Below are 26,840 nucleotides of genomic sequence, written 5' to 3'. Positions count from 1 at the left end.
CCTCTCATAGCTTGTTTGTACCTTGGGAGCTATTTGATCGTTTTGTTCATCGCCGAAACGAACTGATCAGGAGACATGGTGTTCAGGAACACCTGCTCCAGGTTGTTCAGTATGGCCTGACCCTGTTCAGAGGGAAGCGCAACATCCCAGGAGAGCTGATAGTTCGGCGCCTTTTTTACGGCCTGGTACAGCCAGGGGTAGTAGCCTGAACCATCGTCAGCAGCTTTGATCTTGGATTCGATGTTCTTCACCGGAGGGACCTGCCCCTGCTTGAGCATGGCATCGACCATGGTGTCGGAATAGTTCTTGGTCTTGATGAAGTCTACGAAGGTCTTCTTCTGTTCCTTGCTGGCCTTTGACGAAAGCTGCCAGTAGCTGGACAGATTTCCTGTCAGGTCATTTGGGTCACCCCTGCCGTCCTTGACGGTCGGGAAGGGGGCATAGCCTAGGTCCTTGGCGGTGAAGTCCTTGCTGATGCTGATCAGGTCCGAATACACCCAGGATCCCATGAGTTCAAATCCCGCCTGCCCAGTGGTGATGAGTGCAGTGTCTTTCCTGTCATCGGCGGTCAGGGACTGGTAGGAATCGCCGAAGGCGCCTGCCTTGACCAGCTCCTGAATCATCCCCATGGCCTTGGTCACCGCGGGATCGCTCCAGGCGTCTTTCTTGCCCCTTGAGCACATTGTTGAAGACTTCAGGGCCTCCGATGCGGTCAACAAGGTATGCGGCCCACATCAGGTATGGCCACTTGCTGCCACCCGCCAGGGAGATGGGGGTCTTGCCGGCGGCTTTCAGTGCTGAAACATCGGCGACCAGTTCGTCCCAGGTCTGTGGGGCCGAGTCGATGCCCGCCTCCTTGAGTACTTTCTTGTTGTAGAACATCAGAACAGGCTGGGCCTGTCCGGTGGGTACGGCATAGAGCTTGCCGTCTCGGAAACCTTCCGCTGCAACCGAATCAAGCACCTTGCCCTGAATATCGGTCTTGAGTTCAGGGGTCAGGTCGGTGATTGCCTTGCTCTTGGTGTAGTCGGTCAGCGGCGACCCTCCCCAACTGGGGAAGAAAGTAGGGGCGTTGCCCGAACCGACTGCAGTGCGGATTTTCTCCTTGTATGCGTCATTGGCAAAGCTCTCCTCGCTGATCTGGGCATCCTTGTGGTCCTTGTTCCATTCCTTGAAGGCATCCTTTACGGGGTTCCAGGGTGCATCCGTCATAGCCCAGGTCGTCACATTGGCGCCTTCCGCCTTGCTGCCTGACGAGTTTCCAGGCTGGGAACCGCAGGCGGAGGCTCCTAGTAGCATGGCCGTGGATGCTATGGCTGCAATGAGTTTGCCCGATCGTTTCATGTCAGTCTCCTCTTTGAGTCCTATCTTCTCTTCGCTTTATCTGAATCCCGAGGGCTTCCGTCGTCGGGAGTCGATGATTACTATATACTTAGTAATTACTAAGTGCAAATTAGTTCATTGATTTAATTCTCGTGTCTTCAAGGAGGAAATAATGAGACCAGACACTGGAAGCCGGGTTCTGCACGTGAAGGAAGGCTCTGATGACTGCGGCGATGGCAGCGTGGAAAGGCCTTTTCGCAGCATTCAGCAGGCAGCCGATGTGGCCTTGGCCGGCGATGTGGTCATGGTGCATGCTGGCACATACAGGGAGAGCGTGAATCCAATCAACGGCGGCAAGGACCGGTATGACCGGATCACCTATACTGCCGCTCCCGGCGAGCATCCGGTGATCAAGGGTTCAGAGCGCGTCAACTGCTGGCAGGATCGTGGGAATTCAGTCTGGACGGCCGAAATCGACAACAGCTTGTTCGGAAGCTTCAACCCCTTTGCAACCCCTCTGAAAGGTGATTGGCTGGAACGGCCGAGTACATGGAATATGACTCTCGGCGAGGTCTATATCAATGGGAAGTCGATGTACCAGGCTCCGGACGTGGAGTCGGTGCGCAATCCCCAGATGCGCAAGACCGGTTTCGGACCCGACTGGGTCAAGGAGGAGGAGCCGGTGGCTCATCCAGAGGATACGGTCTATCAGTGGTATGCACAGGTCGGGGATCGGACAACCTGCATTTGGGCGAATTTCCAAGGGTATGATCCGAACGTCAGTCTGGTGGAGATCAATGTGCGCCCGACCTGCTTCTACCCATTGCGTACCAGCATCAACTACATAACAGTAACCGGGTTCGAGATGGCCCAGGCTGCCTGCCAATGGGCTCCCCCCACGGGTGACCAGCAGGGTCTGATCGGCACCCACTGGTCAAAGGGATGGGTCATTGAGGGAAATGATCTGCATGATGCCAGGTGCAGCGCAGTTTCGCTGGGCAAGGACTGGTCCACTGGTGACAGCGAATCCACCCGGTGGGGATACAAGCCTGGGTATCAGACGCAATTGGAGACGGTTTTCCGCGCTCGCCATGCCGGGTGGGATATGGAGACCGTCGGTTCGCATCTCGTGCGCAATAACCATATCCACGACTGTGGTCAGAATGGAGTCGTCGGGCATCTGGGTTGCATCCGTTCGGTGATTGAGGACAATGACATCCATGATATTGGCAATAAGCATGAGTTCTTCGGCCATGAGATAGCCGGCATCAAGCTGCATACCGCAATCGATGTGATTATCCGGCATAATCACATCCATGAATCCACATTGGGAATCTGGCTGGATTGGGAAGCCCAGGGGACGCGGGTGAGCTCGAATGTCTTCAATGACAATATCCGTGATTTTATGATTGAAGTCACTCATGGCCCCTGCCTGGTCGACAACAATGTGTTCGCCTCGGCATACAACCTGGACAATGTGGCACAGGGCACCGCTTTTGTGCACAACCTGTTCTGTGGGTCCGCCCAGCGCCGCGACGTCCTCGACCGGTTCACCCCCTACCATTTGCCGCATTCGACCACTGTCGCTGGCACGGCCTGCGTCTATGGAGGCGACGACCGAATCTATCAGAACATCTTTGTGGGAGGAGAGGCCTATCTGCCTGGGGTAACTACTAGGGGGACAGAGACCTATGAGGGGTGCCCAGGCAGCATGGACGAGTACCGGGAACTGGTTCATGCTCATGGTCCGGGGGACCTTGAGCTTTTCGAACGAGTGAAGCAACCTGCCTATATTGACCGCAACGTCTATCTTAATGGCGCACAGTCATGCTCTCAGGACAGCGATGCTTGCAAGATTCCCGATAATCCGAGATTCAAAGTCGTAACAGACCACGACGGATCTGTTTGGCTGGATGGGGAATTGCCTGAGGCCATGTTCCACATGGGCTGCCGCATTGTCGACACCGCCATGCTGGGAGCGCCGCGCATGTCCGAAGAACGGTATGAGGCCCCGGATGGCAGCTCGATTGCTATAGATAGGGACCTGACGGGCGTCATTCGTGGGGATGACCCGGTACCCGGCCCTCTTGAGGGGCTAACACCAGGGAAGAACCACATGCGGCTTATGTAGGAGTTGAATCACGGCTGGCCTGAAGCCAGAAAGGGTGGACGGAAGTTGCTATGAACCCCGTCCACCCTTTTCGTTTGAATGCCGATGGATGTCTTCATGGGCTGAGAGGCGCAAAGGTCTCGGGTCCGGATGTTGGCGGTGATCTGCTGACTGGGAGGAGATCACCTTCCTTGGCGCATCAGCTGAGGAAGCATGTCAGATTCACGGAGTGCTATGACTTCGCGGGTTTCGTTGAGGGTTCAGCATCTTTCGGTTGCTTTGCCTCACGGGCTTTCTTGTCTCCGGAGCGGGGAATGCCCAGAAGTTTGCGTGTCTCGGCGACCAGCTTTTTCGGTGTCTTGCGCACGCCACTCTCTTCGGCATCCTTGATGATGGTCTTCACGTCCAGGTCGGGATTGCGGTCCTGGGTGGCCACCAGGTCGCGGGCCTCCTGCCGGTTGAGCACGGTGGGCAGGGTGCCGGGCATGGGGCGCCGGGCGGTCTCGGCCAGGAAGAGCACGGTGATCAGACCGCAGGTCGAGGTGAACATGATCCAGTAGGCAGGTGCCAGGGACTTGCCGGTCGCGGTCACCAGCCCTTCCATGATGACAGGTGCGGTTCCGCCGAAGACGGCTACGGCCAGGTTGTACGACAGTCCCATGCCGCCGTAACGGGATGCGGTTGGGAAGAGAGCCGGCAGGGTGGATGCCAGGTTGGCCACGAAGAAGATGACTGGGATGGCCAGCAGGACCAGTCCGCCGAAGACGGCACCCGTGGTTTCATGCTCCAACAGTCGGAAAGCCGGCAGGGACAGGCACAGTCCAGTGAATGCTCCCATAAACAGCACCTTCTTGCGGCCAAAGCGGTCGGAAAGGGCTCCGGTGATGGGGATGCAGCAGGCCACCATGAGCAGGACCGGCAGGGAGAGCAGGTTGGCCTGGGCTGTGTTGTAGTGCAGGGTGCCTGATAGGTAGGTGGGCATGTAGGCGGTCAGCGTGTAGCTCAGGGTATTGGCCGCGGCCACCAGGATGAAAGCCATGAGCAGTTCCCGCCAGTAGCCCCGGATCAGGTCCAGCAGGCTCTTGTGCTGGCTCTTGGTCTTCTCGTCGCTTGCATCCTGGGCCTGACGGAAGGCAGGGGTGTCCTGGACCTTGGCCCTGAAGTAGACTGCGATGGCAGCCAGCGGCAGGGCGATGATGAAGGGGATGCGCCAGCCCCAGGCCAGCATGGCTTCCGGGGAGATGGAGAACTCCAGGAGGGAGACCAAGGCTGCTCCGAAGGCGTAGCCCAGGTAGGATCCCACGTCCAGCAGGGAGGCGAAGAAGCCACGATGCCGGTCAGGGGAATATTCGGTGACCATGGTCGAGGCGCCTGCGTACTCGCCGCCTGTGGAGAAGCCCTGAATCAGCTTGAGCAGGATAAGCAGAATAGGTGCCAGCGGACCGACGGCAGCATAGCTGGGCAGAAGGCCGATCAGCAGGGTGGCTGCGGACATGCTCAGCAGGGTGAAGGCCAGAATGCGCTGGCGGCCGACCTTGTCGCCCAACTGGCCCAGGACCACGCCGCCCAGCGGTCGGGCAACGAAAGTGACGGCGAAAACACCAAGAGAGAAGAGCCGCTGCACGGCATCGGATGCGTCGGACAGGAAGACACGGCCGATGGTCACCGCCAGGTAGCCGTAGACCCCCACGTCGTACCATTCCATGAAGTTGCCGACCACGGTGCCGGCGATGGCCCGTTTGAGGGTGGATCTATCCACTACGTTGATGTCGGTCAGATGCAGGCGCTCGCTCCAGCCCCGATGCGGTCTGGGGTTCTGCTTGCGGGCCTTGCGTTTTGCCGCGGCCTGCTGCTTCTTCAGTTGTTTCTGGTTTTGTTTCTCGCTGAGACCGTCATGCTTGGTCGAATTTGTTTCGTCTTCTACCATTATTCCTTCTCCGGCCATGGGGCCGTTGTACTACTCCGAGGTCTGTCTTCTGCCGCAGCGGTCTCCTCTCGAACGCTTTACAAAAACGTCATAAATGTACATTTTACCACAAGGCCATTTTTCTCCCAGTTCATCCCTTGCAGCTAATCCGCGAACGGTTGTGAGGCATGGCGCCAAACGATGAGGAGCAACAGCTGGATGCTGACTCATCGACTTTTATACCTTGGGTTGGTTCGCTCTCTAATGACAGCAACAGAGCGCTGCGTAATCCAGCCGAAGAGGTATTCATCGCCGATGTTGTCGGGAAGGAGATATGCAATCGTTGGTCGGAGTGATGATGTCTGGCGGTTGCCTGGATAGGTCATTCTCCATCCCAGGGTGGGAGGATGCGTGAGGGCCTTGGCCCGCTGATCCGATTGGTGATGGCCCTGGCTCCGGCCTTGATAAGAGGTACATACTGCTCCAGACGCTGCTCGTCGGAGCCCACTACGATGCTTATAGCTGCTATGACAGCCCCGGTATGGCCGAAGATGGGGGCGGCTACTGAGTGAACCGATGCCTTGGGCGTTTTCAGAAGGGCCACTTGATGCTGACGTATTATCTCCAGGTCACGGCGGACCGTTTTGGATGAAGGTCGTGGTGTCTGCCATGTGGGCCAAATGAACCGTTCCTGATCCAGAATCTCGTTGATTGTATCAGGGTCGGCATAAGCCAGGAGGACCCTGCCGACGGCGGTGGGAACCACAGGCAGGCGGTCACCGATATGGTAGTAGACCGGAATCCGATGCCTACCCTCTCGCCTGTCCAGGACCACCATCTCCTGGCCGTCTAGGACCCCCAGCTGGATGTGCTCCTCGGTCATTCTTGACAGCTTGTCCAGAACCGGGGAGGCTGCCTCGCGTATGTAGAGCATAGGCTGGGCGTATTGGGCGATCTCCATTAGCAAGGGGCCGATGGAATAGGAGCCTGACCGGTCCCTGCTCAGAGCCTGGTGAGCGGTGAGTTCCTTTAATAATCTGCTGGTAGTGCTGGCAGGCAGTCCTGTCCGATGCATGATCTGGGTCAGCGTCAGCGAGGGCTGGTCCGAAGTGAAGCAACTCAATATGGCGAAGGCACGGTCAAGCACGCCGCTGCGTGCGGCTCTGCTGGAATCGTGAGTTGCTGCCATAGCTCTGATCTGCTCCCATATCCTTTACAGGCAACCATAAGAAGGCCCATTGGGTCAAACCATGCCTTTTCCACTGGATGGGAATCGACTTCGTGCTCCTTTGATGGGACGAATAGAAACGGATGTGTACCCGGGTTGGATCAGATCCAGGGAGCTGGTGGCCAGGAAGCGACGATGCGAAATAGCAACGGTGACCGGATCTGGATGCAGATTACGGAGGGCATGCACCCGGGAAAGAAGTAAACGAGTTTTACAGTCCAAAGGAGGACTTGACATGAGTGAACCAGGCAGGAAGCCGGATCATGATCCAGGGTATCTACCTTCTGAGTATCCCGACCCGCGCAAGACCATCGCTTTAGTCCTGATTGCCGCAGTTGGTCTCTACATCATGTGCATGAGTCTGGGTACGGCGCTCTCCCTACGAGTAGCTTCAGTCATGCCGGACCAGAAAGATACGGTCTACAGCCGTATAACTTCGGTAGGTTCTCTGCTCATGCTCTTCTTCATTCCCTTGGTCGGAGGTCTCTCAGACAGGACGACAAGCAGATTCGGTCGCCGTCGGCCTTGGATTGTAGGTTGCCTCCTGGTCTGTCTTGCGGCGGCTGCAGTCGTGGGCCTTTCCACCAACGTCTGGATCATGGGGGTTGCCTATGTGATAGCTGTTGTTTTCATGCAGGCCGGGTTCAATGCTTACTCGGTCATCGCCGTGGAGGGAGTACCGGAGAATAGACGAGGAACAGTCATGGGGCTGATGGGACTCTTTGGGGCCCTTTCCTTTTCGGCAGGCACCTACCTCACGGGTGCCTTGGTGGGCAACGGCCTTCTGCTCATGACAGTGCCCATACTGCTTGGTTTGCTCACCTCGATTCCTCTGCTTCTCCTATACCGTGACCCGGTTAAGAAGCGCAGCCAAGTGCCACCGCTCAGCCTGAAAAAACTCTTTGGTGGTTTCTTCGTCAACCCCCGCAAACATCCCAACTTCGGATGGACCTGGTTGGCGCGTTTCCTTGTCGGTCTTGCCATGGCTTCCATGCAGACCTACTTCGTCTACTACCTGATCTCCGGTCTGCGCGTCCCCCTCAACCAAGTGGGGAGCAAGGCCGGACTGCTTACGCTGTGCTCGGCGCCAATATCGGTTATTTTCTTCTCGTGTTCCGGATTTCTGACCGATCGTCTGGGCCGGAAGAAGCCCTTTGTCATTCTGGCCGCCATCATAATGGCGGGTGCTCTCTGCTTGGGCGGGACATCCCATAGCTTCACTCAATTCCTGATTGCTTGGGAGATCTTCTGCGTGGGGCAGGCCATGTATTTGACCGTGGATCTGGCCCTTTGCGCCGCCGTCCTGCCTGAGAGCAAGGATGCTGGCAAGGATATGGGCGTCTTCGCACTGGCTCTGAACGGGGCCAACGTTCTGGTGCCCGCCGTCGCCCCTATTGTCATCAACAGCGCCGGTGGGAACAATTACCCGCTGCTTTGGTTCATCGGTGCAGTGCTCAGTCTCTGCAGTGTAGTCATAATGCCCCTCATCAGGGGAATCAAATAGGAAGGGGAAGGGTGCATGACCATGGCAGCAGTGACAGTCGGCAAGGTTGGTTTCGGGCAACACCCTGTTGCTGATCGGGTCATAGGATATGAGGATCGGAGGCCCTCTCTTTCGTGGAGGATTCTTTCAGCTCCTCACGGCTGGGAGCAGCATCGAGCTCAGGTTGAGATCGCCCAGGGTGGGCAGCCACCTCAGATTCACGACTTTGAAGGAGCGGATCAGATTTGCCTGCCTTGGCCGACCACCCCTTTGAAGTCGCATCAGTGCGCCCGTGTTCGAGTTCGGGCTGCAGGAGAAGACGGTAACTGGTCCTCCTGGTCCGACCCAACTCTGGTGGAGACCGGACTGCTCAGCAATGAGGACTGGTCGGGTTCACCGATTGAGCCTGATCCGGGTGTTGGCCGGGAAGATCCAGCGCCTATCATGGTGCGGTCTTTTACCGTGGGTCAGGGGTGTGATCTGGGTCGCCTGGATTTGACAGCGGGGGGTATTTTCATCCCCTATCTGGATGGATGCCGTATTGGTTGCGATGAGTTGACGCCCGGTTGGACTGATTACAGAAAACGAATGAATGCTCTGACCTACGATCTGACACAGGTGCTTGCTCCGGGCCGGCACGAGCTTGCAGTCATCTTGGGCAACGGGTGGTACCGCGGTCAACTCACCTGGACCTGCCGAACCGAAGTCTATGGGAAGAATCTCTGGCTTCTGGCCAATCTATTCTGGCGGGACCAGGATGGGGAGCACAGGCTTGCCACCGATCAGGATTGGACGTGGAGGTCTTCGCCCATTCTGGCGAATGACCTCTATGACGGGCAAACCCGGGACATGCGCGTCCCACTGCTCAACCAGGGGGGACAGACCCACCCGGTTCGGGCCTTGCCGATGCCGGCGGCGCGAATCAGACCACAGGAGGCGCCGCCCGCGCGGATTCTGGATCGCTTGCCTGGTCTGGAGATCATCACAACCCCATCCGGAGGGAAAATTGTGGATTTCGGCCAGAACGTGTCCGGCTGGGTCCGCATGCACATCAGGCACGGGCAACTTGGGCAGGAAGTGATCCTCCGCCATGCCGAGGTGCTTGAAAAAGGTGAACTAGGTACTCGTCCTCTTCGCAACGCGAAGGCGACAGATCGTTTCATCCTCTCCGGAGGCGAGGAAGACCTGGAGCCCCTCTTCACCCAGCATGGTTTCCGTTATGTCCAGGTGGAGGGTGTGGAGGATTTTCGAGCTCAGGATCTGGAAGCCTGTCTGGTCTCAGCCGAGATGAGGCCTCTGGCAACTTTCAAGTCCTCGCGAGCCGAGCTGGATCGGCTTTTCCAGAACGCCCGCTGGTCCACTATGGACAACTTCATCGTGCTTCCCACTGATTGCCCCCAGCGTGATGAGCGCCTGGGCTGGACTGGCGATATTGCCATGTTCGCTCCAACGGCACTCGCCCTCTTCCGTGCCGGAGGATTTCTGGCATCTTGGTTGGAGGATATGGCTGACACCCAGGCTTCTGACGGGGGGATCCCCGTAGTAGTGCCAGACGTTTTGGACGGACCCAAACTGACTTGTGGCTGGGGGGATGCGGCTGTACTTGTCCCTTGGGCGATCTATCAGGCTACAGGGGATAAGGCGGTATTGCGTCGCTTCCTGCCCATGATGGACCGGTTCGTAGACGGTGTCGAAGTCCATTGTGGGGGCTCCCGTCTCTGGCGTGGAGGCTTTCAGTTTGGTGATTGGCTGGATCCGGATGCACCGCCAGACAATCCCGGAGGTTCCAAAGCCGACCCGGATGTAGTGGCCACTGCGTACTTTGCTCATTCGGCCCGTCTGGTGGCTCGGGCGCATCAGGCCCTGGGAGAAGAGGACCAGGCTGGTCACTACAGTCTGTTGGCCGACCAGGTGGCTCGTGCCTTCCGCGAAGAATATGTGACTGCCAACGGTGCAATTATTTCTGACTGTGCCTCGGTCTACGCCATGGCGCTGGTTTGGGACCTTCTGGAGACCCCAGACCAGCGTCAGGGTGCGGGTGATCGCCTGGCTGACATCATTCGGGTCAGCGGTTTCCGTATTTCCACCGGCTTCCTCGGCACACCCCTGGTATGCCCGGCCCTGGTTAAAAGTGGGCATCCACGCCTGGCCATTCGTCTCCTTCTGCAGGACCGGTGCCCCAGCTGGCTCTATCCAGTCACAATGGGAGCCACCACCATTTGGGAGCGGTGGGATTCCATGCTGCCCGACGGTTCAATCAATCCTGGGGAGATGACTTCGTTCAACCACTACGCTCTGGGTGCCATTGTCCATTGGATGCTTGAGGGTCTGGCCGGCCTGCAGATGCGCGAACCAGGTTGGAGGAAGGTCTGCGTATCTCCAGTTGTCGATCCAGCCGTCGCCCATGTCGATATCAGTCAGGAGACGCCATACGGGCTTATTCGATTGAATTGGGCGATCTGCGGCCAAACATTCCATCTGGAGCTGGAGATTCCTGTCGGTGTCCAGGCCTGTGTAGCTCTGCCGGGAGCGAGGGAAGAGACTTGCCGACATGGCCGGTATGCCTGGGACATTCCATTAGACCAGGTCTGCGGGCCATCGAGTCCGATCCGAACTATTCGCGACCTGATTGATTCGACCGTGTCCATGGATCGGTTGACCGAGGCTCTGAAGTTACCCGGATCGCCGGTTTATGTGGGTGATCAGGCGGATGTGGCCTTTACCAAAGCGGCTAAGCCGTGGTTGGATGCAGATCTGGACCGTTTGCCCGATGTCGCCTCCCAGCAGGGGTACGTTCCGGGAGCAGACGAGATAGAGCGGGTCTGCAGGAGTTTTCTGGCTGGTCTGAAAAAACAAGATTTGCACACAAAGGAAAAGGAGTAATTACCATGACAGCAATCCTGCCTGATCATTTTCTGTGGGGGGCCTCTACGGCCGGCCATCAGGTGGACGGAGGTGACACCGCTGCCGATACCACCTTCCTGGAGAGCGTTTCTCCCTCGGTATTCAAGGAGCCAGCCGGAGATGCCTGCAGGAGTTGGGAACGATGGGCCGACGATCTGGACTTGATTAAAGGGATGGGACTCAACTCCTACCGCTTCTCCGTCGAGTGGGCGCGGATTGAGCCCGAGGAGGGCAATGTCGACCAGGATGCCCTGGATCATTACGATCGTATGGTGGACGGGTGCCTGGAGCGCGGGATTGATCCTGCGATCACCCTCTGCCACTTCACGATTCCTAGCTGGTTCGCAGCCAAGGGAGGGTGGCTCAATCATGATGCTCCCGCCATGTTCGCCGATGAGTGCGTTCGTGTTCTGGACCGGATTGGGGACCGGGTGGCTTTGGCCGTCACATTCAATGAACCTGATTTGCCTAGGATTCTGGACAACGGGAGCTTGCCCCAGGAGGCGGTGGACCTTCAGCGCGCATGCATCAACGCGGCCACCAAGAAGGCCGGTGTGAAACAGTACCGTTCAGGCAATGTGGTCATCCCTGAAGAGGTGACCCAGTTGGAGTTCGGCCTCATCCGCGCCCATCGTGCTGCCGTGCAGGCTGTGCGCTCGGTCTGTCCCGAACTGCCGGTGGGCCTCTCCCTGGCTGTAATTGACGAAAGCTATAGGACTGAGGAGGGTAAGAAGTTAGCCATGGCCAAGCGTCGGTCCTGCTATGGTCCTTGGGCTCAGGCCGTCCAGGGAGACGACTTCGTTGGCGTCCAGAACTATGAGCGTGAGATATTCGGCGACGATGGTCCCATCCCAGCTCAGCCAGGCGAAGAGGTCAACGAGACCGGTACTGCCCTCCACCCCGAGTCGCTGGTCAATGCCGTCAATTACATCCATCATCTGACGGGCCTGCCTGTTGTTGTCACCGAGCATGGTGTTTCCACGCAGGATGATGAGTTGCGGTGCCGCTTCCTCAAAGCGTCCATACCGCCCTTGATTGAACTCGTCCGTGATGGTGTTCCGGTCCTCGGCTACTTCCACTGGTCGCTTCTGGACAACTATGAGTGGATCAGTGCCTTCGACGTTCACTTTGGCCTTTGCTCAGTGGACCGTGAGCACGGTACCTTCGATCGCACCCCCAAGAAGAGTGCCGGGGTTTACCGCGACATCGTGACCAACACTGTTATCTGAAACCAGGGTCCGACCGTACGACATGTTGTATGGCGGTTCGGAGATTTCTGATAGGTGACCCCAGCGGATTCCGTGAAAGGAGTTCGTTGGGGTCATTCGATTTTCGTCGGACTACAGTTCAGCGATCAATCGCTTTCCCTCTGGCCGACCGTCTGGATTGCCGTATTCCTGCCGTACCTTGTCAGGCCTTCAGGAAGTCAGGATCAGCAAAGGCGGGGTTGGGATAGGTGTAGAACCCTTCTCCCGAATCCTTGCCGGTCTTGCCCTCGTCCATCATCTTCTGGATCTTCTCCAGGAAGGGCTTGAAGTCAGGGTTGTCTCCCCGCTGTTCCTTGGTGATGTTGAAGGCGGTCCGCAGTCCCACAACGTCAAAGATGGCAAAGGGTCCCATGGGTGCGCCTGTTGCGATCATCCAGGTCTTGTCCACGGTCTCCGGATCCGCGATGCCCTGACCCCAAAGGTAGGAGGCGGCTTCAAGCAGGGGGATGAGGAGGGTGTTCAGGACGTATCCAGGCTGTTCCTTCTTCAGGACGATGGGAACCATGCCGATCTCCTTGGCATAGTCCACGATTTCATTGAAGACCTTGGGGTCGGTCTGATCGGTACCCATGATCTCAGCCGTGTTGTACAGCCAAACCTGGTTGGCGAAGTGCATGTTCAGGAACTTGTCCGGCCTGCCCGTGTCGGCTGCGAAGGTGCTGGGCACGTAGGTGGAGGAGTTGCTGGTGAAGATGGCATCCTTGGGAGCCATCTTGGCCAGGTTCTGATAAAGGTCATGCTTGATCGAGGGCTTCTCCGGGACTGCTTCAATGACAAGGTCAGCGTCCTTGACGGCCTCGGCCATGTCGGCGGTAAAGGACATGTTGTTCAGTCCGGCGTCGAATTGCTCATCAGTGGCATTGATGTCGTGCTTGTAGGAATCGCGCAGGTTCTTGACGCGCTCCTCGGCGGCCGCCACAGCCTGGTCGTTGATGTCGTAGATCGTTACCTTCTTACCCTTGAAGGCTGATTGATAGGCGATCTGGCTGCCAAGCACCCCGCCGCCGGCAACCGTGACATTATGAATGTTCGTCATAGAAACCTCTTTTCGTTGCAATGCATCCATCTTTGGATACTTATTCCATAATACCGGCAGTGCCTGGGATTATTCTGGGCGTTCCTATGTCGCTGAAAGGCTGGAATAACAGGAGGTATCACGGCTTATTCGTCCGTTTAATTAATTGTGTGGAACACTGAGAATTTTGTCGCTTCGCTCACATGAATGTTATACGGCGACCGTCGTCGCAGTGGGGTCGAGGGTTGCTATATTACGCAATCGGCCACCTGCATTCCTCGGTATCTGCAAGAGGGAAAAGTCACCGGACATCAAAAAAGACATTCAGAGAATCTGGCAGAACTCGATGGTCTCCTGATTGGGGCCGATGATGTTGAAATAGCGGATTCCGCGCTGCCAGAAGGTGGGAATGGACTGGATGGAGTCCTCTCTGATCTTCAATCCCATCTCCAGGGCATGCTCGTAAGCGGCATCGATGTCTGGCGTATCCAGCGCCCAGTGGTTGATGGCCCCGGTACGCATGGGCGCAGGTTCGCCCTCCCAGGTTTCGATGGTCAAATGTCCCAGACGCAGGAAGGCGCAGCGGTTCTCCCCGTTGGGGTAGATACCGACCAGCTCGAACCCGAGTTTGTTGGTGTAGAAGTCGATGGTCTCGTCCAGATCACGGGCAATCATGCCCGAGTGTTGCAGATCCTTGGCATAGTCCGACATTGGTCTCATGATGGCTGCTCCTTTGGTACCTTGATTTGCGATGTTCCCTTACATCTACTCTAGGCGATGGTGCGTCTGGAGATGAGGGTGAGATGGAAAGTGGGACAGGCTTTGTAGTCTGAACCTTCAGAAGCCTCCATCGTTCTGCATGAAAGCGAACAGGCTCTCAGTATTAACCGAGAGCTGGGAGGCGACAGTCGGTATCTTGGGATGTCTCCACGGGCGATCCGATTCAGCTTGAGGTTGCTCGAAAGTGACGATGGTAGAGCCGTAAAACTTGGCCGTGGCAATTAACCAGGGGTCGGCGATATGTTTGTCGGCCCATTCACGTACTGCTGTGCGTTGATAACCATTTTCAGGGCGGGTGACCTGGTTAAGCACAGTCCCATACGCTTCTACAATGCCATCCTCTTTCTCGCAGGTGACCATAATGCTTTTTATTTCGTCTAACCAGGTATCGACTTCTGGGCAGTTGTGACCATATACCTCGTCGCGAACTTTGTCGATAATTGCCACTTTGCCATTGTTGACCAGATTATGTAGATGCTTCCAGAACGGTTTCGACAAAGCAAACTGAGGGCTGTAGTACCGATTGTATGGTTCGATCAGGCAGTTTGCATCAATAAGAAAAGGCGAATCCATGAACGATGGCTGTGTCATGAGACGGCTCTCTTCATGAGCTTAGTGAAAGTGTCGCCAGTGATACCTGTGAGACGATAGGCATCTAAATATGTGGTTCCCCCTTTGGCCACGCTGCTTGCTAGTCGTTCCAGGAATCGGGAATCGAATCTGCTCAGTTCGGTGTTATAAAAGTTTGGAGAACCTTGCTGATTTTCAGTTTCTTCTGACCAGGTTTGGGCGGCCTGGTTGCATTTCTGGAAAGTTTCCTGGCTGATCAGCTTATGCTTCAAGGCATGAAGGGCCAAAGCGGTGGGGGAGACAGGGAAGTGCTTCTTTAGCTCTTTCATCCGCTCGTCCAATGTGGTGTCGTCCGGAATGCTCTGCCAAGTTTCCAAGAAGTCTTCGTCCGGCAACAATATGGCTGCCGCTACTTCATTGCAGACCTGTTCAAGCCTGGTGACTCCGGTGGGTAGGACGGTGTCATTGTATAATTCATCTGCTCCCAACCAAACATGTGCCAGCTCATGCACCAGGGAGAAGAGGCGAGCGGTTTCGGGTTCGTCAGTCTTGTTGATAAATATCAATGGGGCATATGGGTCGATGAGTGTAAAGGCCCGAAATTCTTGGGGGTCGAGTGGTCTGCGTGTGTTATTGCCGACCACTCCGTTCTGCATGATGAGAATTCCGGTGCCCTCAGCGCGCTCGCGCAGCAGTTTGAAAGCCTTAGCCGGTTTATACAGGCCGGATTTGCGATACCAATGTTTATTAATCTTCAGAGCTCGACGAACATCCTCGACAATAAGCTTGCTATCATCATTGATGGTTCGGGAACCCACCTGTTCCAGTCGGCTGCCTTCATTATCGATACGGTCTTGCCTCGCCCAGTCCTGAATGGCAGTCATCTGGTCAATGGTGTCCACAAGATCTCGGGAAGGACGTCCTTGTGGCTGCTGACTGCCGACAGTGCGTTTGGCATAGATGGGTGGCGTATCATCAATGGGCTCATCCATGAAGAAGTAGCCGAATGGCACGTGCAACTTGTCGCTAATGTCATGTAGCTGAGAGACAGTAGGCCGTTTGGTGCCCTGTTTCCATGCGTCAATATTCTGACGTTGGTTCTCACCTAGACGGTCTTCGGCACCTATGGATATGACCCAATCGAGAATGGTGCGGGGAACATTGACGCGTACTGTTTGAGCCATCGTTCCCCCTTTCTGTATCTCGAATCCTATCTGGACATAGGTACGGCTATTGCGTGCTAGTTAGTCATTTTCGCAGAGCACTTTGGACATCATTATTCGCTCTTTGAAAGTTATGAGCAAGCCTATCAGGGGCTCTGGTGACAGTTGCTGACCAGGCCGGTTGGAATTGATGCTGGTAGAAATCATGGTCATCGGCATCCGTTTGTTGGCCTGTTGCTCCATTTATCGATTACCTTACAACTGCCTTCCAGGAGATGAACTCTTTACGGCTCGTCACTCGGTGATTCGCTATTCAATAACTTGGCAAACTTCCTGAGTGAACGTTGCGCAGGGTGGAATATGAGCATGAAAGTTCAGGGAAACTGGAAACGGGATGAATCATGTCTTGATTGACAAGTCGGGTCAGGACGAGCAGCCCTGACCCGATGCGAATGACGATGAACATCTGTGACTATTAACGGATAGATCAGAGTATGCCCAGCAGCTCGTGGTTTCTGCTGTTCCTGGCGAATACCGGCAGGGTATCCAGCGGGGCTTCTGCGGTGATCGTCTGACCGCCGTCGTACATTGCTCCGTCGCGAAGATCCTGCCACTTCGTAGTCGCGTCTCCAGGAAGATAAACCTGTCGAGATCTGGCCCCTTCCTCTACTACAGGGGCTACCAGCAGATCAGGTCCGAGCATATACTCGTCGGCGATATCGGAGGCGGCATCGTCATGGGGGAATTCGTAGAACAATCCCCTGATAAGCGGCTGCCCATCCTCGTGCGCCTGAGTAAACAGCTCACGCAAATAAGGGCGAAGACGTTCTCGGATCTTGATGAACTTGACATAGATGTCTTCGACAGACTTTCCGTAGCTCCACGGTTCATTGCTCGCCCCGGACGGTAATCGTCGTTCGCCTCGCGCTGTAGTGACAGCGGTCTTGGTGGTTCCATCGGGGTGATGCTGGCTACGGTCACCATGATTGCGCATGACGGGCGAGAAGCAGGAGAATTGCGCCCACCGCAACAGCAGTTCACGGAACGTAGGATCGTCGATATCGCCATCGTGGAAACCGCCAAGGTCGGTGGTGAACCAAGGAATGCCGGCCATGCCCATATGGATAGCACAAGTGATTTGTGCTCTGAACGCTTCGAAGGTGGATGCAACATCGCCCGACCATACAAGAGCCCCATATTGCTGGGATCCGGCCCATGCGCATCTGGTGAGATTAACGATCTGTCCCTGGCGCCCGTAGGCCAATTGCCCCTCGTAGAATCCCTTGTTGTATTCCCGCGGATACAAATTTGCTGTTTGCTGAGCAGGCCCAGCCCAGTAGCGGTAATTGCTGAAATCGTAAGTGCCATACTCCGGTTCGGCTTCATCAAGCCAGAAGGCATCGACACCGACATCAGCGTAGTGCTCACGGCATTTCTCCCATACATATTGGCGGGCTCGAGGGTTGGTGGCATCAAAGAACTGGCTGGGCCCCTCGAACATCATGCCGATGTCTTCGCCGTGGTCTGCTCGTACCAGCAGATTCTTGGCTTTCATCTCTGGATAGTTTTCAGAAGTCAGTGCTATTTGCGGCCAGACTGACACCATGAGTCGAATCCCCATCTTGTGCAATTCGTTGCTCATGCTGACGGGATCTGGCCAGAATTCGTCCTCGAATCTGAAATCACCCATGTGAGGCCAATGGAAGAAGTCGATGACAATGAGGTCCAGAGGGATATCGCGCTTTTTGAACTCTCTGGCAACCTCCAGCAATTGATCCTGGTTCCAATAGCGAAGCTTGCTCTGCCAAAATCCGAGACCCCATTCAGGCATCTGAGGAGCATGGCCGGTAGCGTCTGCGTAATGGGCCATAATTGAGCGATAATCGGCACCGGCTGTAATCCAATAATCAATCTGTCGAGTGCTGTCCGCCGACCATTGAGTCTTGTTTTTCCCAAAACTGACAGCACCCACGGCTGGATTGTTCCATAGGAATCCGTATCCGCAGCTGGAAACGACGAAAGGTATGGAGATTTGCGAGTTCCTATGGGCCAGTTCGAGAGTGCAGCCTTTCAGATTCATGATGTTCTGTTGATATTCGCCCATGCCATACAGACGTTCGTTTTCTGGAGGCACGAATGTCACCTTGACCTGGTGGTCGCCTCCCACGATGGGAGTGAAAGAACGCGCTCTTAAATTCAAGGAGCCGCCATCGTTCATCTCACTGAAGAGCAGCCTGCCGTCGGTGCGCCAAAAGCTGAGCAGGCACTTGTCGGTATAACCGTTGCCTGTGTCAATGCCTCCCGAAGTCTGTGCCTTGATCATGAGAGATCCGTTGATTATGGTGGCCTGTCCCTGTTCGTCATCGATGCTTATGTGCACCGCATCGGCAGGCTCGTGGTGGTCGCGTAAAAGCGCCCAGTCCGGGTCTTCGGGTTCGTGCATCTGCGAGGATCGGACGCGTATCGAATCTGTTCCCCAGGGCTCGATGCGAAGGTATTCACCGTCGCCTGTCCACTTCAGAGCTTGGCCGTCGATAGTAAATGTTGAATGTTGCATTGATTCGGTACCCTTCCAACTGGTTGATTCACCTTTGAGATCAGTCCTTTATCGCACCTGTTGCAACTCCCGCAATGACATATTCCCGTGCGACCATAAGCAGTATTGCGGTTGGCGCCGAAGTCAGAACAGTTGCAGCCATCAATGGCCCTCGTTTCTGATTCTGCGCCCTATAAAATTATAGGGGCCCATCGTGATGGGATGCATGCGGCCCCGTCGGAATCCGGCGTTGACGAAAACATGAAGTCAGGCCATACCAAACAGTGAGAACAGCGAGGTCGTCGCGATAGTTGTGAATACATGCCAATGTGAAGCAGCATGACGGCGAATGGCACAGTTGCTGTGGAATCCGCAGTGATCGGACCGGGGATGCACGCCAAAAGGCCGAGACGTGGCCATGACTGTAGATCGTGAAGAGAGACACGGCAGTCGGAGGACCTGGGGACGTTCAGCTTGAGTCAGAGCAAGGCCTAGGACAATCACAGCCTTCGGACCTTACTCACGCCCAGATTCCTCAGTCGATCAGGCCCTCCAGCTGACGGCGGTCGATCAGGGAGGGGATGACGCCTTCGTGGGCGACGCTGAAGCCCGCGGCCAGATTGGCGATGTGGGCGGCTTTGTCCAGGGAGCATCCGCTGCACAGATAGGAGGCCAGGGCACTGATGAAGGCATCGCTGGCGCCGGTGTCGTCGATTGCTCGGGTCTCGTGGGCCGGGAAGTCCTTGTGCCCGCTGGCAGTGACCAGGGTGCAGCCGCGCTCACCCAGGGTGATGATGACCTTGCCCACCCCGCCGTCGATGAACTGTTTCGCCTTGTCTACCACGGATCCTGGTCCGGGTATCAGGGTGTTCAACTCGTTGAGATTCGGGATCAGGATGTCGATTGAAGTCAGCAGGTCTTCAGGCAGGTGGTCGCAGGATGACGGTTTGACGATGGTGGCGGCCTGGTGGTGCTTGGCTGTTCTGCATGCCTCGGCGACGGTATCCATGGGAATTTCTGTTTGGATCAGGCAGTAGCCGGCGTTCCGGAAGATCTGATCGCGCTCGGTGATGTCGTCCGGGGTCAGAGACTCGTTGGCGCCTGCCACCAGGGAAATCATCGACTCGCCCTTGCTGTCGACGAAGATGTAGGCTTTGCCCGTGTCCGCGCCGGTGACTCTGCGCACACCGGTGGCATCCACATGGGCTTGCCTCATGGTTTTGTAGATGTAGTCTGCGGCCGGATCACTGCCGACATTGCCGATCAGGGAGACCTGATGCTGCAGCCTGGCCACGCCTACAGCCTGGTTGGTGGCCTTGCCGCCCGGTGTGGAGGCAAAGTTTCTGGTCGTGGTGGTCATGCCCGCCTTGGGCAGGTTGGGGGCGGTCAGGTAGGTGTCCACGTTGATACTGCCGACCACCACGATCTTCTTGCATTGCTGGTCCGGGGGCCGGCCGACAGTCTGCTCGCCGTCCAAGGCGAAGACGTGCTCGAAAGCCTCGCTTGACTGGGATTCATGTTCGATGGTGTGGATGATCCGTCGGCACAGGTAGGCACCGAAGTCGGCATTGCGCATGACGTAGGACGATATCTCCGGGCTGCCTGGGTAGCGCAGATGCACGTTGGTGTCGTTCATCAGGGAGACCAGGGAGAGGTCCTGGGGCAGGCGGTAATGCATGGATTCGGCGAACTGAAGGAATTCCAGGGCATGGTGATAGTGGGATGCCACGATTCCGGTGACCTGCCGGTTCTCCAAGACTTGGGTCAGGTCCTCGCCGATGGTTTCCAGGACCATGTCAGTGTGGTATTGGATGTTGTGGTCGAACAAGCAGCGACGATAACCGTGCAGGAAGCTCTGGGTCCGCCTGCCCGGCGAGAGCAGACAGGCGATGCTGGTGTGATGGCGCTTGATCAGCTCTTCAGTAAGACTGTATGCAGCCTCCTCGTAAGGCATGAGCGCGGTCCGGTCGTCTCCCAGGGGTCCAATGGTCAATTCGGGAATCCCTTGTGCTTCGATCTTGCTTTTCAAGGCCAGGCTTGTGCGGTCGATCGGCTCCCAGACCATACCATCCACTCGATGCTCAAGAGCGGCCAGGATGTTGCGTTCCTCCTGGTCGTGATTGCCGTAGCTGTTGAAAACCAGGGTGCCGTACCCCGACTTTTGTGCCTGCTGGATGATTCCGTCCAAGGTGGAGTCCATGGAGATGGATGAGCTCAGCAGGACTCCGATTCTCCAGGTGGTGGTGTTGGGTTTGGAGGATCCGTAGGGCGTGTAGTGGTACTTCCTGACCAGTTCAAGAACCCTGTCGCGCGTGGCGGCTGTGATGCTCGCGTCCCTGTGATTCACAATCTTGGAGACCGTCGATGTGGATACGCCGGCAAGCTGAGCAATGTCCTTGATGTTCATGTGGTTTCCTGTCCTCCTCATCTCTGACGCTCCGGCGAACGGCTCTGTCGACCTGTTGGATCTAGCGAATCAAGCTTACCTGAGAGATCGTCATCGGAGGTTTCGCATTTGACACCCCATCCGGCTGTTGATAGTCTCGGTCAATGAAAGTTGTTTACTAAAGTGGTTTCTCAAAGCGGTGATGCGGATCTGGCTGTGAGCGACGGCCATCTGCAGAAATCGACATTCAAGGACCAAAGGCGGTACGGATTATGAGCGCGCGATCGTTATGGAGAGGAATCACTGCGCAGTTTTCGACAAAATCCTTGGTGCTGATACCCATCGCAGTGGGCATCAACCTCATCGGCGGGACTCTGAGCTCTACCCTCAAACTGCCGCTCTTCCTGGACATGATTGGCACCACGGTCATCGCCTGTCTGTCCGGTCCCTGGGTGGCTGCCCTGTGTGGACTGCTGACCAACGTCTTCCTCGCCTTGGTGGCGAATCCGGTCTATCTGCCCTATGCGCTCTCCAGCGTTCTGTGTGGGCTGGTGATCGGATACATGGTCAAGGCCGGACTCTTCAAACGGATATGGGGAGTCGTCCTGGTCTGGCTGGCCTGCGCCCTGGTCAACACGGTCACCGCCTCTCTGATTACCGTGCTCGTCTACGGAGGCGCCACCGGGGTCAATGGCACCTCGGTCCTCACAGCTGCACTGGTGGTGGCTGTGAAGAACATCGTTATCTCTGTGCTCTCCTCCTCCATGCTGGAGAATCTGATTGACAAGGGCATCACCGTCCTGATTGCTTACGTGATTGTGCGTCGAATCCCCAAGCGTTTCCTGAGCCAGTACGCCCTGGACGGTAGCGAGGACCAGGCGGATCTGGACGATTTGGATGACCTGGATGAGGACGAAGACGAGGATGGGCATGAAGCGGCTGGAGCGTCCAGTCAAGAGAGTGCATCGCAGCCGGTGAAGGTCGACATCGGGGCAGAAGCTGATCGGGGCTCATCGCCAGGTACCCCCGCGGACTTGGATTGTGACCATACCCAAGGGTCTGAACGCTGATGCCTGGCCCTGAATCAAACGGGATTCCCGATTCTCCATTGGCTCGCATGCATCCCATGGCCAAGATCGTCGGCGTGTGCTCCTTGGGCTTGGCGACCTTGGTTTGGTCGGACTTTACCTTGGGTCTGGGAATCATCGTCATGCTCTTTATCGCAGCGGCTCTGGCTCGGGTGCTCCGGCCCTTCTCCGGCGTGATGCTGGGGTTCGGCATTCCCGTTACGCTCATGCTGCTGTTCATCCAGGGGTGCTACAGCCCGAGGAATACCAAGGTCATTCTTGACCTGGGATTTGCCGAGCTGGGTCTTGAAGGCAGCCTCTACGCGGCCAAAATCGTAGTGACACTTCTGGTCTTCCTGGGATCCTTCTACCTGACCAATAAAACTACCTACATGGGTCGCCTGGTTGCTGCTCTGACACAGATCGGCGTGCCTTCGAAGATCGGCTACCTGATTCTGGCCAGCCTGAATGTGGTCCCGCAGATGCAGCGCAGGATTGCGATTATCGAGCAGTCTCAGCATGCACGTGGCTTGGAGACTGGTGGCGGCTTGATTTCCCGGGCGCGGGCCTTCCTGCCCCTGCTCGGACCGGTGGTCCTTTCCTCCCTGACGGATTCGCAGGAGCGCGGAATGACCCTGGAGACACGCGGCTTCGGCATCCGGGGAGTGCGGCAGACCAGCTACCTTCAGGTTGTCTGGCGGCGCAGTGACACCGTGGTGACCATCCTGTTCACCGTTTTTCTGGTGCTGGCCCTGATGCTCGCCTGCCTCTCGCGCGCAGGCATGATCACCTTGGCCATCCAGTGGGGAGGCCGGGCATGACCAAGGTCATACAAGTGGAGGACTTCTCCTTCAGATACCGTGATGCCGATCGGACCACCTTGAAGCGGGTGAGTTTCAGCGTCGAACAGGGCAGCTTCTTCTGCATCGTCGGAGCCAACGGGTCGGGCAAATCGACCCTGTGCAACGCCTTGGTCGGTCTGATTCCACACTATTTCGTAGGCAAATCCAAGGGAAGCGTCAGAATTAAGGACAGGGATGTAGCCACTTCGACCATTGCCGATCTGTCCAGACACGTGGGCCTGGTCTTTCAGAACCCCTTCAATCAGCTCTCTTATACGGCCGGGACCGTGGCCGAGGAACTGGCTTTCGGATTGGGCAATCATGGGGTTTCACGTGAAACCATGCATGCCAAGGTGGCTCGGGTGGCTGCTCTTATGCATATCGAGGATCTGCTTGACAAGAACCCTCTGGAGCTTTCCGGCGGCCAGGTGCAACGGGTGGCCCTCGGCTCGACCTTGATCATGGAACCGGACATCCTGGTTTTGGATGAATGCACGGCCCAGCTGGATCCGCTTGGCAGCGAAGAGATCTTCGACATTGTCAAGCGACTCAACCAGGAGGGGATCACCGTAGTCATGGTGGATCACGATATGGAGCGGGTCGCCCGATGCGCCGACCAGGTCATGGTTCTGGGCGCTGGTCGGGTCCGTGCCATGGGCACTCCCGAGGAGGTCTTCACCGATCCCGAGACCGTGAAGTGGGGAATTGACATACCGGATTACGTCAAGCTCGGCAGAGGTTTGCAGGACGCAGGATTCGATCTGCCGGATCTGCCCGTACGCGAGGACCAGGCGGTACGCATGATTCGGGAGGCGCTGCGATGAAAATCGACCTGGAGCATCTGGAGTACGTCTACCCGCATGGCCATCGTGCTTTGGACGGAGTGAATCTGACCCTCGAAGGCGACCGGCCCGTGGCGCTGATCGGTCAGAACGGCGCCGGCAAGACCACCCTGGCCAAGCATCTGAACGGCATCCTTAGACCGACCAGTGGTCGGATCTTGATTGACGGTATCGATCTGGCTGCGGCGGACACGGCCCAGTGGGCCCGGAAGGTGGGATACGTCTTCCAGAATCCCGATGATCAGCTTTTTCTGGACAGTGTGCGTAAGGAATTTGAGTTCGGTCCCCGGCAGCTTGGGTTCGATCAGGATCTGATAGGGCGACGTATGGAGCAGGTGGCTGAGTTAGTGGGTCTGGCTGACCGGTTGGACGATCATCCTTTTGATCTGAGCCCTACTGAAAAGAAGTTCTGCGCCATCGGTTCCGTCCTCATGATGGATACGGGTGCCGTGGTCTTTGATGAGCCCACATGCGGGCAGGACAAGGCTGGCAATGATCGGCTGGCTGCCATCATCGCCCGTCTGCGGGACCAAGGCAAGCTCTGCATCACGATTTCCCACGACATGAAGTTCGTCACCCGCAACTTCCCCAGGGTTGTGCTCATGCAGCATGGCCGGGTCCTGCTGGATGGCAGCCGCGAGGAGGTCTTCGCCCGGGAGGATGTGCTCAAGCAGGCCTACGTGACACCTCCGCCCATTACCCGGGTAGCCCGGCAGATCGGCTTGGATGGTCCGGTCTTCACTGTTTCGGGCTTTGTCGATGCAGCCCGGCGGGCCAAAGCGGGGGCAGGAATTTGAGTTTGGATACGACAAGAGCAAAAGGAGTGAAGCAATGACCAGACCTCTGATCATCGATACGGACCCTGGCATCGATGATGCTGCGGCCATTACGATGCTGGTCGACGAGCCCAGCTTCGACATCAGGCTGATAGCCTCGGTGTCCGGCAATGTGGGCATCGGCCACACCACCAACAATGCCCTGAAGCTGCTGACCTTCCTGGGCAGGCGCATCCCCGTGGCCCGTGGCGCTGCGGCCCCGCTCATGCGTGACAACAGGTTCGCCACCGAAGCCCACGGCAAGTCAGGGATGGGGTCATTCGTCTTCCCTGAGCCGGACACCAGCCTGCTGACCGAGAACAATGCGGTCCTGGAGGAGCGGCGGGTGCTGCTGGAGAGCGATGAGCCGGTCACCATCCTGACCCTGGGCCCTCTGACCAACATCGCCCTGCTGCTGGCCACCTTCCCGGAGGTCAAGGACCACATCGACCGGATCGTCATGATGGGAGGCTCCACCGGACGCGGCAACATCGGGGTCTATGGCGAGTTCAACATCTCCGTCGATCCTGAGGCTGCCAAGATGGTCTTCCGCAGCGGGCTGCCCGTGACCATGGTCGGCCTGGACATCGGTCGCAAGGCCCATCTGGTCGCCGGAGACCTGGACGACCTGGACGCAGCCGGCGAAGTGGGCGGCATGGTTGCCTCCCTCTTCCGGTCCTACGACGGCGGACATATCGAGGAGGGAATCAAGATGTATGACCCCTCCGCCGCCATGGTCCTGCTCCAGCCCGACCTGTTCACCATGCGCCAGGCCTTCGTGGATGTCGAGATTTCCAGTCCGCTCACCCTGGGCGCCACGGTGGTCGATTACGACGGCATCCTGGGCGGCAAAGCCAACGCCAGCGTCTGCGTGGACGTGGATGTGGACGGATTCCGCTCCGCCTTTGTCGACAGGGTCGGCCGGGTCCAGCGCCAGTAGCTTCCGCATTGAGAAGAACCGAAAGGAAACTAAGGAAAAATGAGTGAGTCAACTGTCTCCGAGGAGCAGAAGAACGGCATACCCGTTCCCGAGGAGGGGACTCCCGAGTTCGCGAAAATGAACAAGATGGCCCGCGTGGCCATCCCGGTGGTCCTGATCATCTTCACCCTGGGTGTGCTCCAGCAGCAGGCCTTTGGCATGATCTACGTGAACATCGGCAAGCAGCTGAACCAGGCCAATCTGGCGCCGCTGATCACCTCCCTGCCCGGCATCATCCTGGGAATCGTCTGCGTCATCTACGGATCCCTGGGCGATTTCGTCTCCCTGAAGAAGATGATGATCCTGGGTACGATCGTCTTCGTGCTGGGGTCGATTCTGGGATGCTTCGGCACCTTCAGCATCTGGATCGTCATCGCCGCCCGTGTGGTGCAGTCTGCCGGTTGGCAGGTTTCCGGTTCCATCTTCCTGGTTCTGGTCTCCAAGTATGTGGAGAAAAAGAAGCGCGTGCTCTGGTACGGCGTCTTCGTCGCTGTCTTCCGCTTCGCCGCCGCCTTGGGAGTCTTCCTGGCCGGCTACATGACCCTGCTTGACTGGCGCTGGCTCTTCGGCGTGGGCATCCTGGCCGTCTTCTTCATTCCTGTTCTGGCCAAGAACCTGCCCGACCAGCATGCCGCTGGCGTCAAGATCGACGGCATCGGCTTCACGCTGATCGGACTGTTCGCCGCTTCGGTGACCATGTTCTTCACCGACATCAACTGGGGCTGGGGCATCGCCTGCATCGTGACCCTGGTGGCCTTCCTGGTCTACGTCAACAAGGCCAGCAACCCCTTCATCACTCCGAAGATGCTGACCAACCCGGCATTTGCCATGACCATGACCGTCATCTTCGTCGGCTACTTCTTCAGCTACACCCTGAACGCGGGCGTCAACGCCATTGGTCTGAACGTGTACGGCATCGACTCCTCCAAGGTCTCCAACCTGCTGGTCTGGTCCATCATCCTGGCTGGCATCATGGGATTCGCTGCCGGGCCTATCATCCAGAAGATCGGGCGCAAGGCTTCGGTCATCCTGGCCCTGGCTTGCATGGGCGGCGGTCTGATCGCCATCGCTTTCCTGATTCCTGCCGGCAAGATCTGGGCCCTGGCTGTAGCGCCCTGCATCTACTACTTCGGCACCTCCTTCTTCTACCAGCCCATCGTTGACACCGCGACCCTGACCGTGGCTCCTGAGGAGTCCGGGCGTGTGCTCGGCTTCAACGACCTCCTGCAGGCCATCACCGGCTCTGTCGGCGTCGCCCTCTTCGGCCAGCTCATGGCCAACGGATCCATGGGTTCGGGCAGCCTGGCCGGCACAGCGCAGGGCCTGGCTTCGACCTACGCCAATGTCTTCATGATCGGCGGCGTGATCATCCTGCTGGGCTTGGTGCTCTTCATCTGCTCCATGAAGATGATCTACAGCCACTCCCGCGTGGCTGAGGACGAGGACTGATCTTCCGAGCTGCTTAATTGAGAGAACCGGGTCTGGGATTTACTCCTGGGCCCGGTTCTTCTCTATAAGGGTGTGGATAGAATTCCGTTGGGCATGATGGGCATATCTTCCGCAACGCCGTTGGCGGGTGAACAGCTTTCGGTCTAAAAATGTCCGGATTATGGATGCCGGTTG

17 protein-coding genes and 2 pseudogenes are annotated in these 26,840 nt (G+C 57.0%); 10 read left to right on the top strand and 9 right to left on the bottom strand.

Annotated elements, in window-relative coordinates; genetic code table 11:
* Positions 1–29: 29 nt before the first annotated feature.
* Positions 30–1,212 (bottom strand): annotated as a pseudogene (locus H3V09_RS09110) (extracellular solute-binding protein).
* Positions 1,213–1,495: 283 nt separating this feature from the next.
* Here H3V09_RS09110 and H3V09_RS06600 point away from each other — a divergent pair.
* On the top strand, positions 1,496–3,454 hold the full coding sequence (locus H3V09_RS06600; protein ID WP_198191200.1) for a right-handed parallel beta-helix repeat-containing protein: 1,959 nt from the start codon (positions 1,496–1,498) through the stop codon (positions 3,452–3,454).
* Between the two features lie 211 nt (positions 3,455–3,665).
* On the opposite strand, the gene H3V09_RS06595 is transcribed toward H3V09_RS06600, so the two are convergent.
* Together H3V09_RS06595 and H3V09_RS06590 are read right to left on the bottom strand one after the other, a co-directional pair.
* Positions 3,666–5,360, bottom strand: a complete 1,695-nt coding sequence (locus tag H3V09_RS06595) for an MFS transporter (RefSeq protein ID WP_198191201.1) — start codon at positions 5,358–5,360, stop codon at positions 3,666–3,668.
* A gap of 361 nt (positions 5,361–5,721) precedes the next feature.
* Positions 5,722–6,528, bottom strand: coding sequence for an IclR family transcriptional regulator (locus tag H3V09_RS06590; protein ID WP_198191202.1), 807 nt, complete (start codon positions 6,526–6,528; stop codon positions 5,722–5,724).
* A 274-nt stretch (positions 6,529–6,802) separates the two neighbouring features.
* Here H3V09_RS06590 and H3V09_RS06585 point away from each other — a divergent pair, with 274 nt between their 5' ends.
* The 3 genes from H3V09_RS06585 to H3V09_RS06575 are packed head-to-tail and all read left to right on the top strand — an operon-like array spanning position 6,803 to position 12,183.
* Positions 6,803–8,071 carry an MFS transporter gene (locus tag H3V09_RS06585; RefSeq protein WP_181415182.1) on the top strand — a complete coding sequence of 423 codons (1,269 nt, stop codon included), beginning with the start codon at positions 6,803–6,805 and terminating at the stop codon, positions 8,069–8,071.
* Positions 8,072–8,086: 15 nt separating this feature from the next.
* Positions 8,087–10,933 (top strand): alpha-L-rhamnosidase, encoded by a 2,847-nt coding sequence (locus tag H3V09_RS06580; protein WP_198191203.1) that lies wholly within the window; start codon positions 8,087–8,089, stop codon positions 10,931–10,933.
* Positions 10,934–10,938: 5 nt separating this feature from the next.
* The gene (locus H3V09_RS06575) at positions 10,939–12,183 is read left to right on the top strand and encodes a glycoside hydrolase family 1 protein (RefSeq protein ID WP_198191204.1); all 1,245 of its coding nucleotides are present in this window, start codon (positions 10,939–10,941) and stop codon (positions 12,181–12,183) included.
* Positions 12,184–12,364: 181 nt separating this feature from the next.
* Here H3V09_RS06575 and H3V09_RS06570 read toward each other — a convergent pair whose 3' ends face one another.
* The 6 genes from H3V09_RS06570 to H3V09_RS06545 form a co-directional block, all read right to left on the bottom strand.
* A complete protein-coding gene (locus H3V09_RS06570; protein WP_198191205.1) occupies positions 12,365–13,258 on the bottom strand; it encodes a 3-hydroxyacyl-CoA dehydrogenase in 894 nt (297 codons plus the stop codon).
* Positions 13,259–13,561: 303 nt separating this feature from the next.
* A complete protein-coding gene (locus H3V09_RS06565; RefSeq protein WP_110425957.1) occupies positions 13,562–13,957 on the bottom strand; it encodes a VOC family protein in 396 nt (131 codons plus the stop codon).
* Positions 13,958–14,074: 117 nt separating this feature from the next.
* Positions 14,075–14,608, bottom strand: a complete 534-nt coding sequence (locus tag H3V09_RS06560; RefSeq protein ID WP_198191206.1) for a DUF4411 family protein — start codon at positions 14,606–14,608, stop codon at positions 14,075–14,077.
* Complete coding sequence (locus H3V09_RS06555; protein ID WP_198191207.1) at positions 14,605–15,771, bottom strand: ImmA/IrrE family metallo-endopeptidase; 1,167 nt, start codon at positions 15,769–15,771, stop codon at positions 14,605–14,607. Before H3V09_RS06555 ends, H3V09_RS06560 begins: the two co-directional genes overlap by 4 nt.
* A 466-nt stretch (positions 15,772–16,237) precedes the next feature.
* Entirely contained in the window at positions 16,238–18,307 is a 2,070-nt protein-coding gene (locus H3V09_RS06550; RefSeq protein ID WP_198191208.1) for a glycoside hydrolase family 31 protein, read from the bottom strand.
* Between the two features lie 514 nt (positions 18,308–18,821).
* Positions 18,822–20,693: a PfkB family carbohydrate kinase gene (locus H3V09_RS06545; RefSeq protein ID WP_198191209.1), complete on the bottom strand. Its 1,872-nt coding sequence runs from the start codon at positions 20,691–20,693 to the stop codon at positions 18,822–18,824.
* A gap of 251 nt (positions 20,694–20,944) precedes the next feature.
* Between H3V09_RS06545 and H3V09_RS06540 the strand changes: the two are divergent.
* The 6 genes and pseudogenes from H3V09_RS06540 to H3V09_RS06515 form a co-directional block, all read left to right on the top strand.
* A pseudogene (locus tag H3V09_RS06540) lies at positions 20,945–21,595 on the top strand (ECF transporter S component); the annotation flags it as partial.
* A 146-nt stretch (positions 21,596–21,741) separates the two neighbouring features.
* A complete protein-coding gene (locus tag H3V09_RS06535; RefSeq protein WP_198191211.1) occupies positions 21,742–22,560 on the top strand; it encodes an energy-coupling factor transporter transmembrane component T in 819 nt (272 codons plus the stop codon).
* Positions 22,557–23,405, top strand: coding sequence for an energy-coupling factor ABC transporter ATP-binding protein (locus tag H3V09_RS06530; RefSeq protein ID WP_198191212.1), 849 nt, complete (start codon positions 22,557–22,559; stop codon positions 23,403–23,405). Before H3V09_RS06535 ends, H3V09_RS06530 begins: the two co-directional genes overlap by 4 nt.
* Positions 23,402–24,220, top strand: a complete 819-nt coding sequence (locus H3V09_RS06525; protein WP_198191213.1) for an energy-coupling factor ABC transporter ATP-binding protein — start codon at positions 23,402–23,404, stop codon at positions 24,218–24,220. Before H3V09_RS06530 ends, H3V09_RS06525 begins: the two co-directional genes overlap by 4 nt.
* A gap of 34 nt (positions 24,221–24,254) precedes the next feature.
* On the top strand, positions 24,255–25,178 hold the full coding sequence (locus tag H3V09_RS06520; protein ID WP_046323516.1) for a nucleoside hydrolase: 924 nt from the start codon (positions 24,255–24,257) through the stop codon (positions 25,176–25,178).
* Positions 25,179–25,217: 39 nt separating this feature from the next.
* The gene (locus H3V09_RS06515; protein ID WP_015022602.1) at positions 25,218–26,666 is read left to right on the top strand and encodes an MFS transporter; all 1,449 of its coding nucleotides are present in this window, start codon (positions 25,218–25,220) and stop codon (positions 26,664–26,666) included.
* Positions 26,667–26,840 lie beyond the last annotated feature (174 nt).

It is taken from the genome of Bifidobacterium sp. M0399 (assembly GCF_016100595.1).
GTDB lineage: Bacteria > Actinomycetota > Actinomycetes > Actinomycetales > Bifidobacteriaceae > Bombiscardovia > Bombiscardovia polysaccharolytica.
This window is presented reverse-complemented; position numbering and strand designations above follow the sequence as displayed.

Coding starts and splice junctions, on each gene's coding strand:
- H3V09_RS06600 (WP_198191200.1), top strand. CDS start 1,496: ATGAGACCAGACACTGGAAGCCGGGTTCTGCACGTGAAGGAAGGCTCT.
- H3V09_RS06595 (WP_198191201.1), bottom strand. CDS start 5,360: ATGGTAGAAGACGAAACAAATTCGACCAAGCATGACGGTCTCAGCGAG.
- H3V09_RS06590 (WP_198191202.1), bottom strand. CDS start 6,528: ATGGCAGCAACTCACGATTCCAGCAGAGCCGCACGCAGCGGCGTGCTT.
- H3V09_RS06585 (WP_181415182.1), top strand. CDS start 6,803: ATGAGTGAACCAGGCAGGAAGCCGGATCATGATCCAGGGTATCTACCT.
- H3V09_RS06580 (WP_198191203.1), top strand. CDS start 8,087: ATGACCATGGCAGCAGTGACAGTCGGCAAGGTTGGTTTCGGGCAACAC.
- H3V09_RS06575 (WP_198191204.1), top strand. CDS start 10,939: ATGACAGCAATCCTGCCTGATCATTTTCTGTGGGGGGCCTCTACGGCC.
- H3V09_RS06570 (WP_198191205.1), bottom strand. CDS start 13,258: ATGACGAACATTCATAATGTCACGGTTGCCGGCGGCGGGGTGCTTGGC.
- H3V09_RS06565 (WP_110425957.1), bottom strand. CDS start 13,957: ATGAGACCAATGTCGGACTATGCCAAGGATCTGCAACACTCGGGCATG.
- H3V09_RS06560 (WP_198191206.1), bottom strand. CDS start 14,608: ATGACACAGCCATCGTTCATGGATTCGCCTTTTCTTATTGATGCAAAC.
- H3V09_RS06555 (WP_198191207.1), bottom strand. CDS start 15,771: ATGGCTCAAACAGTACGCGTCAATGTTCCCCGCACCATTCTCGATTGG.
- H3V09_RS06550 (WP_198191208.1), bottom strand. CDS start 18,307: ATGCAACATTCAACATTTACTATCGACGGCCAAGCTCTGAAGTGGACA.
- H3V09_RS06545 (WP_198191209.1), bottom strand. CDS start 20,693: ATGAACATCAAGGACATTGCTCAGCTTGCCGGCGTATCCACATCGACG.
- H3V09_RS06535 (WP_198191211.1), top strand. CDS start 21,742: ATGCCTGGCCCTGAATCAAACGGGATTCCCGATTCTCCATTGGCTCGC.
- H3V09_RS06530 (WP_198191212.1), top strand. CDS start 22,557: ATGACCAAGGTCATACAAGTGGAGGACTTCTCCTTCAGATACCGTGAT.
- H3V09_RS06525 (WP_198191213.1), top strand. CDS start 23,402: ATGAAAATCGACCTGGAGCATCTGGAGTACGTCTACCCGCATGGCCAT.
- H3V09_RS06520 (WP_046323516.1), top strand. CDS start 24,255: ATGACCAGACCTCTGATCATCGATACGGACCCTGGCATCGATGATGCT.
- H3V09_RS06515 (WP_015022602.1), top strand. CDS start 25,218: ATGAGTGAGTCAACTGTCTCCGAGGAGCAGAAGAACGGCATACCCGTT.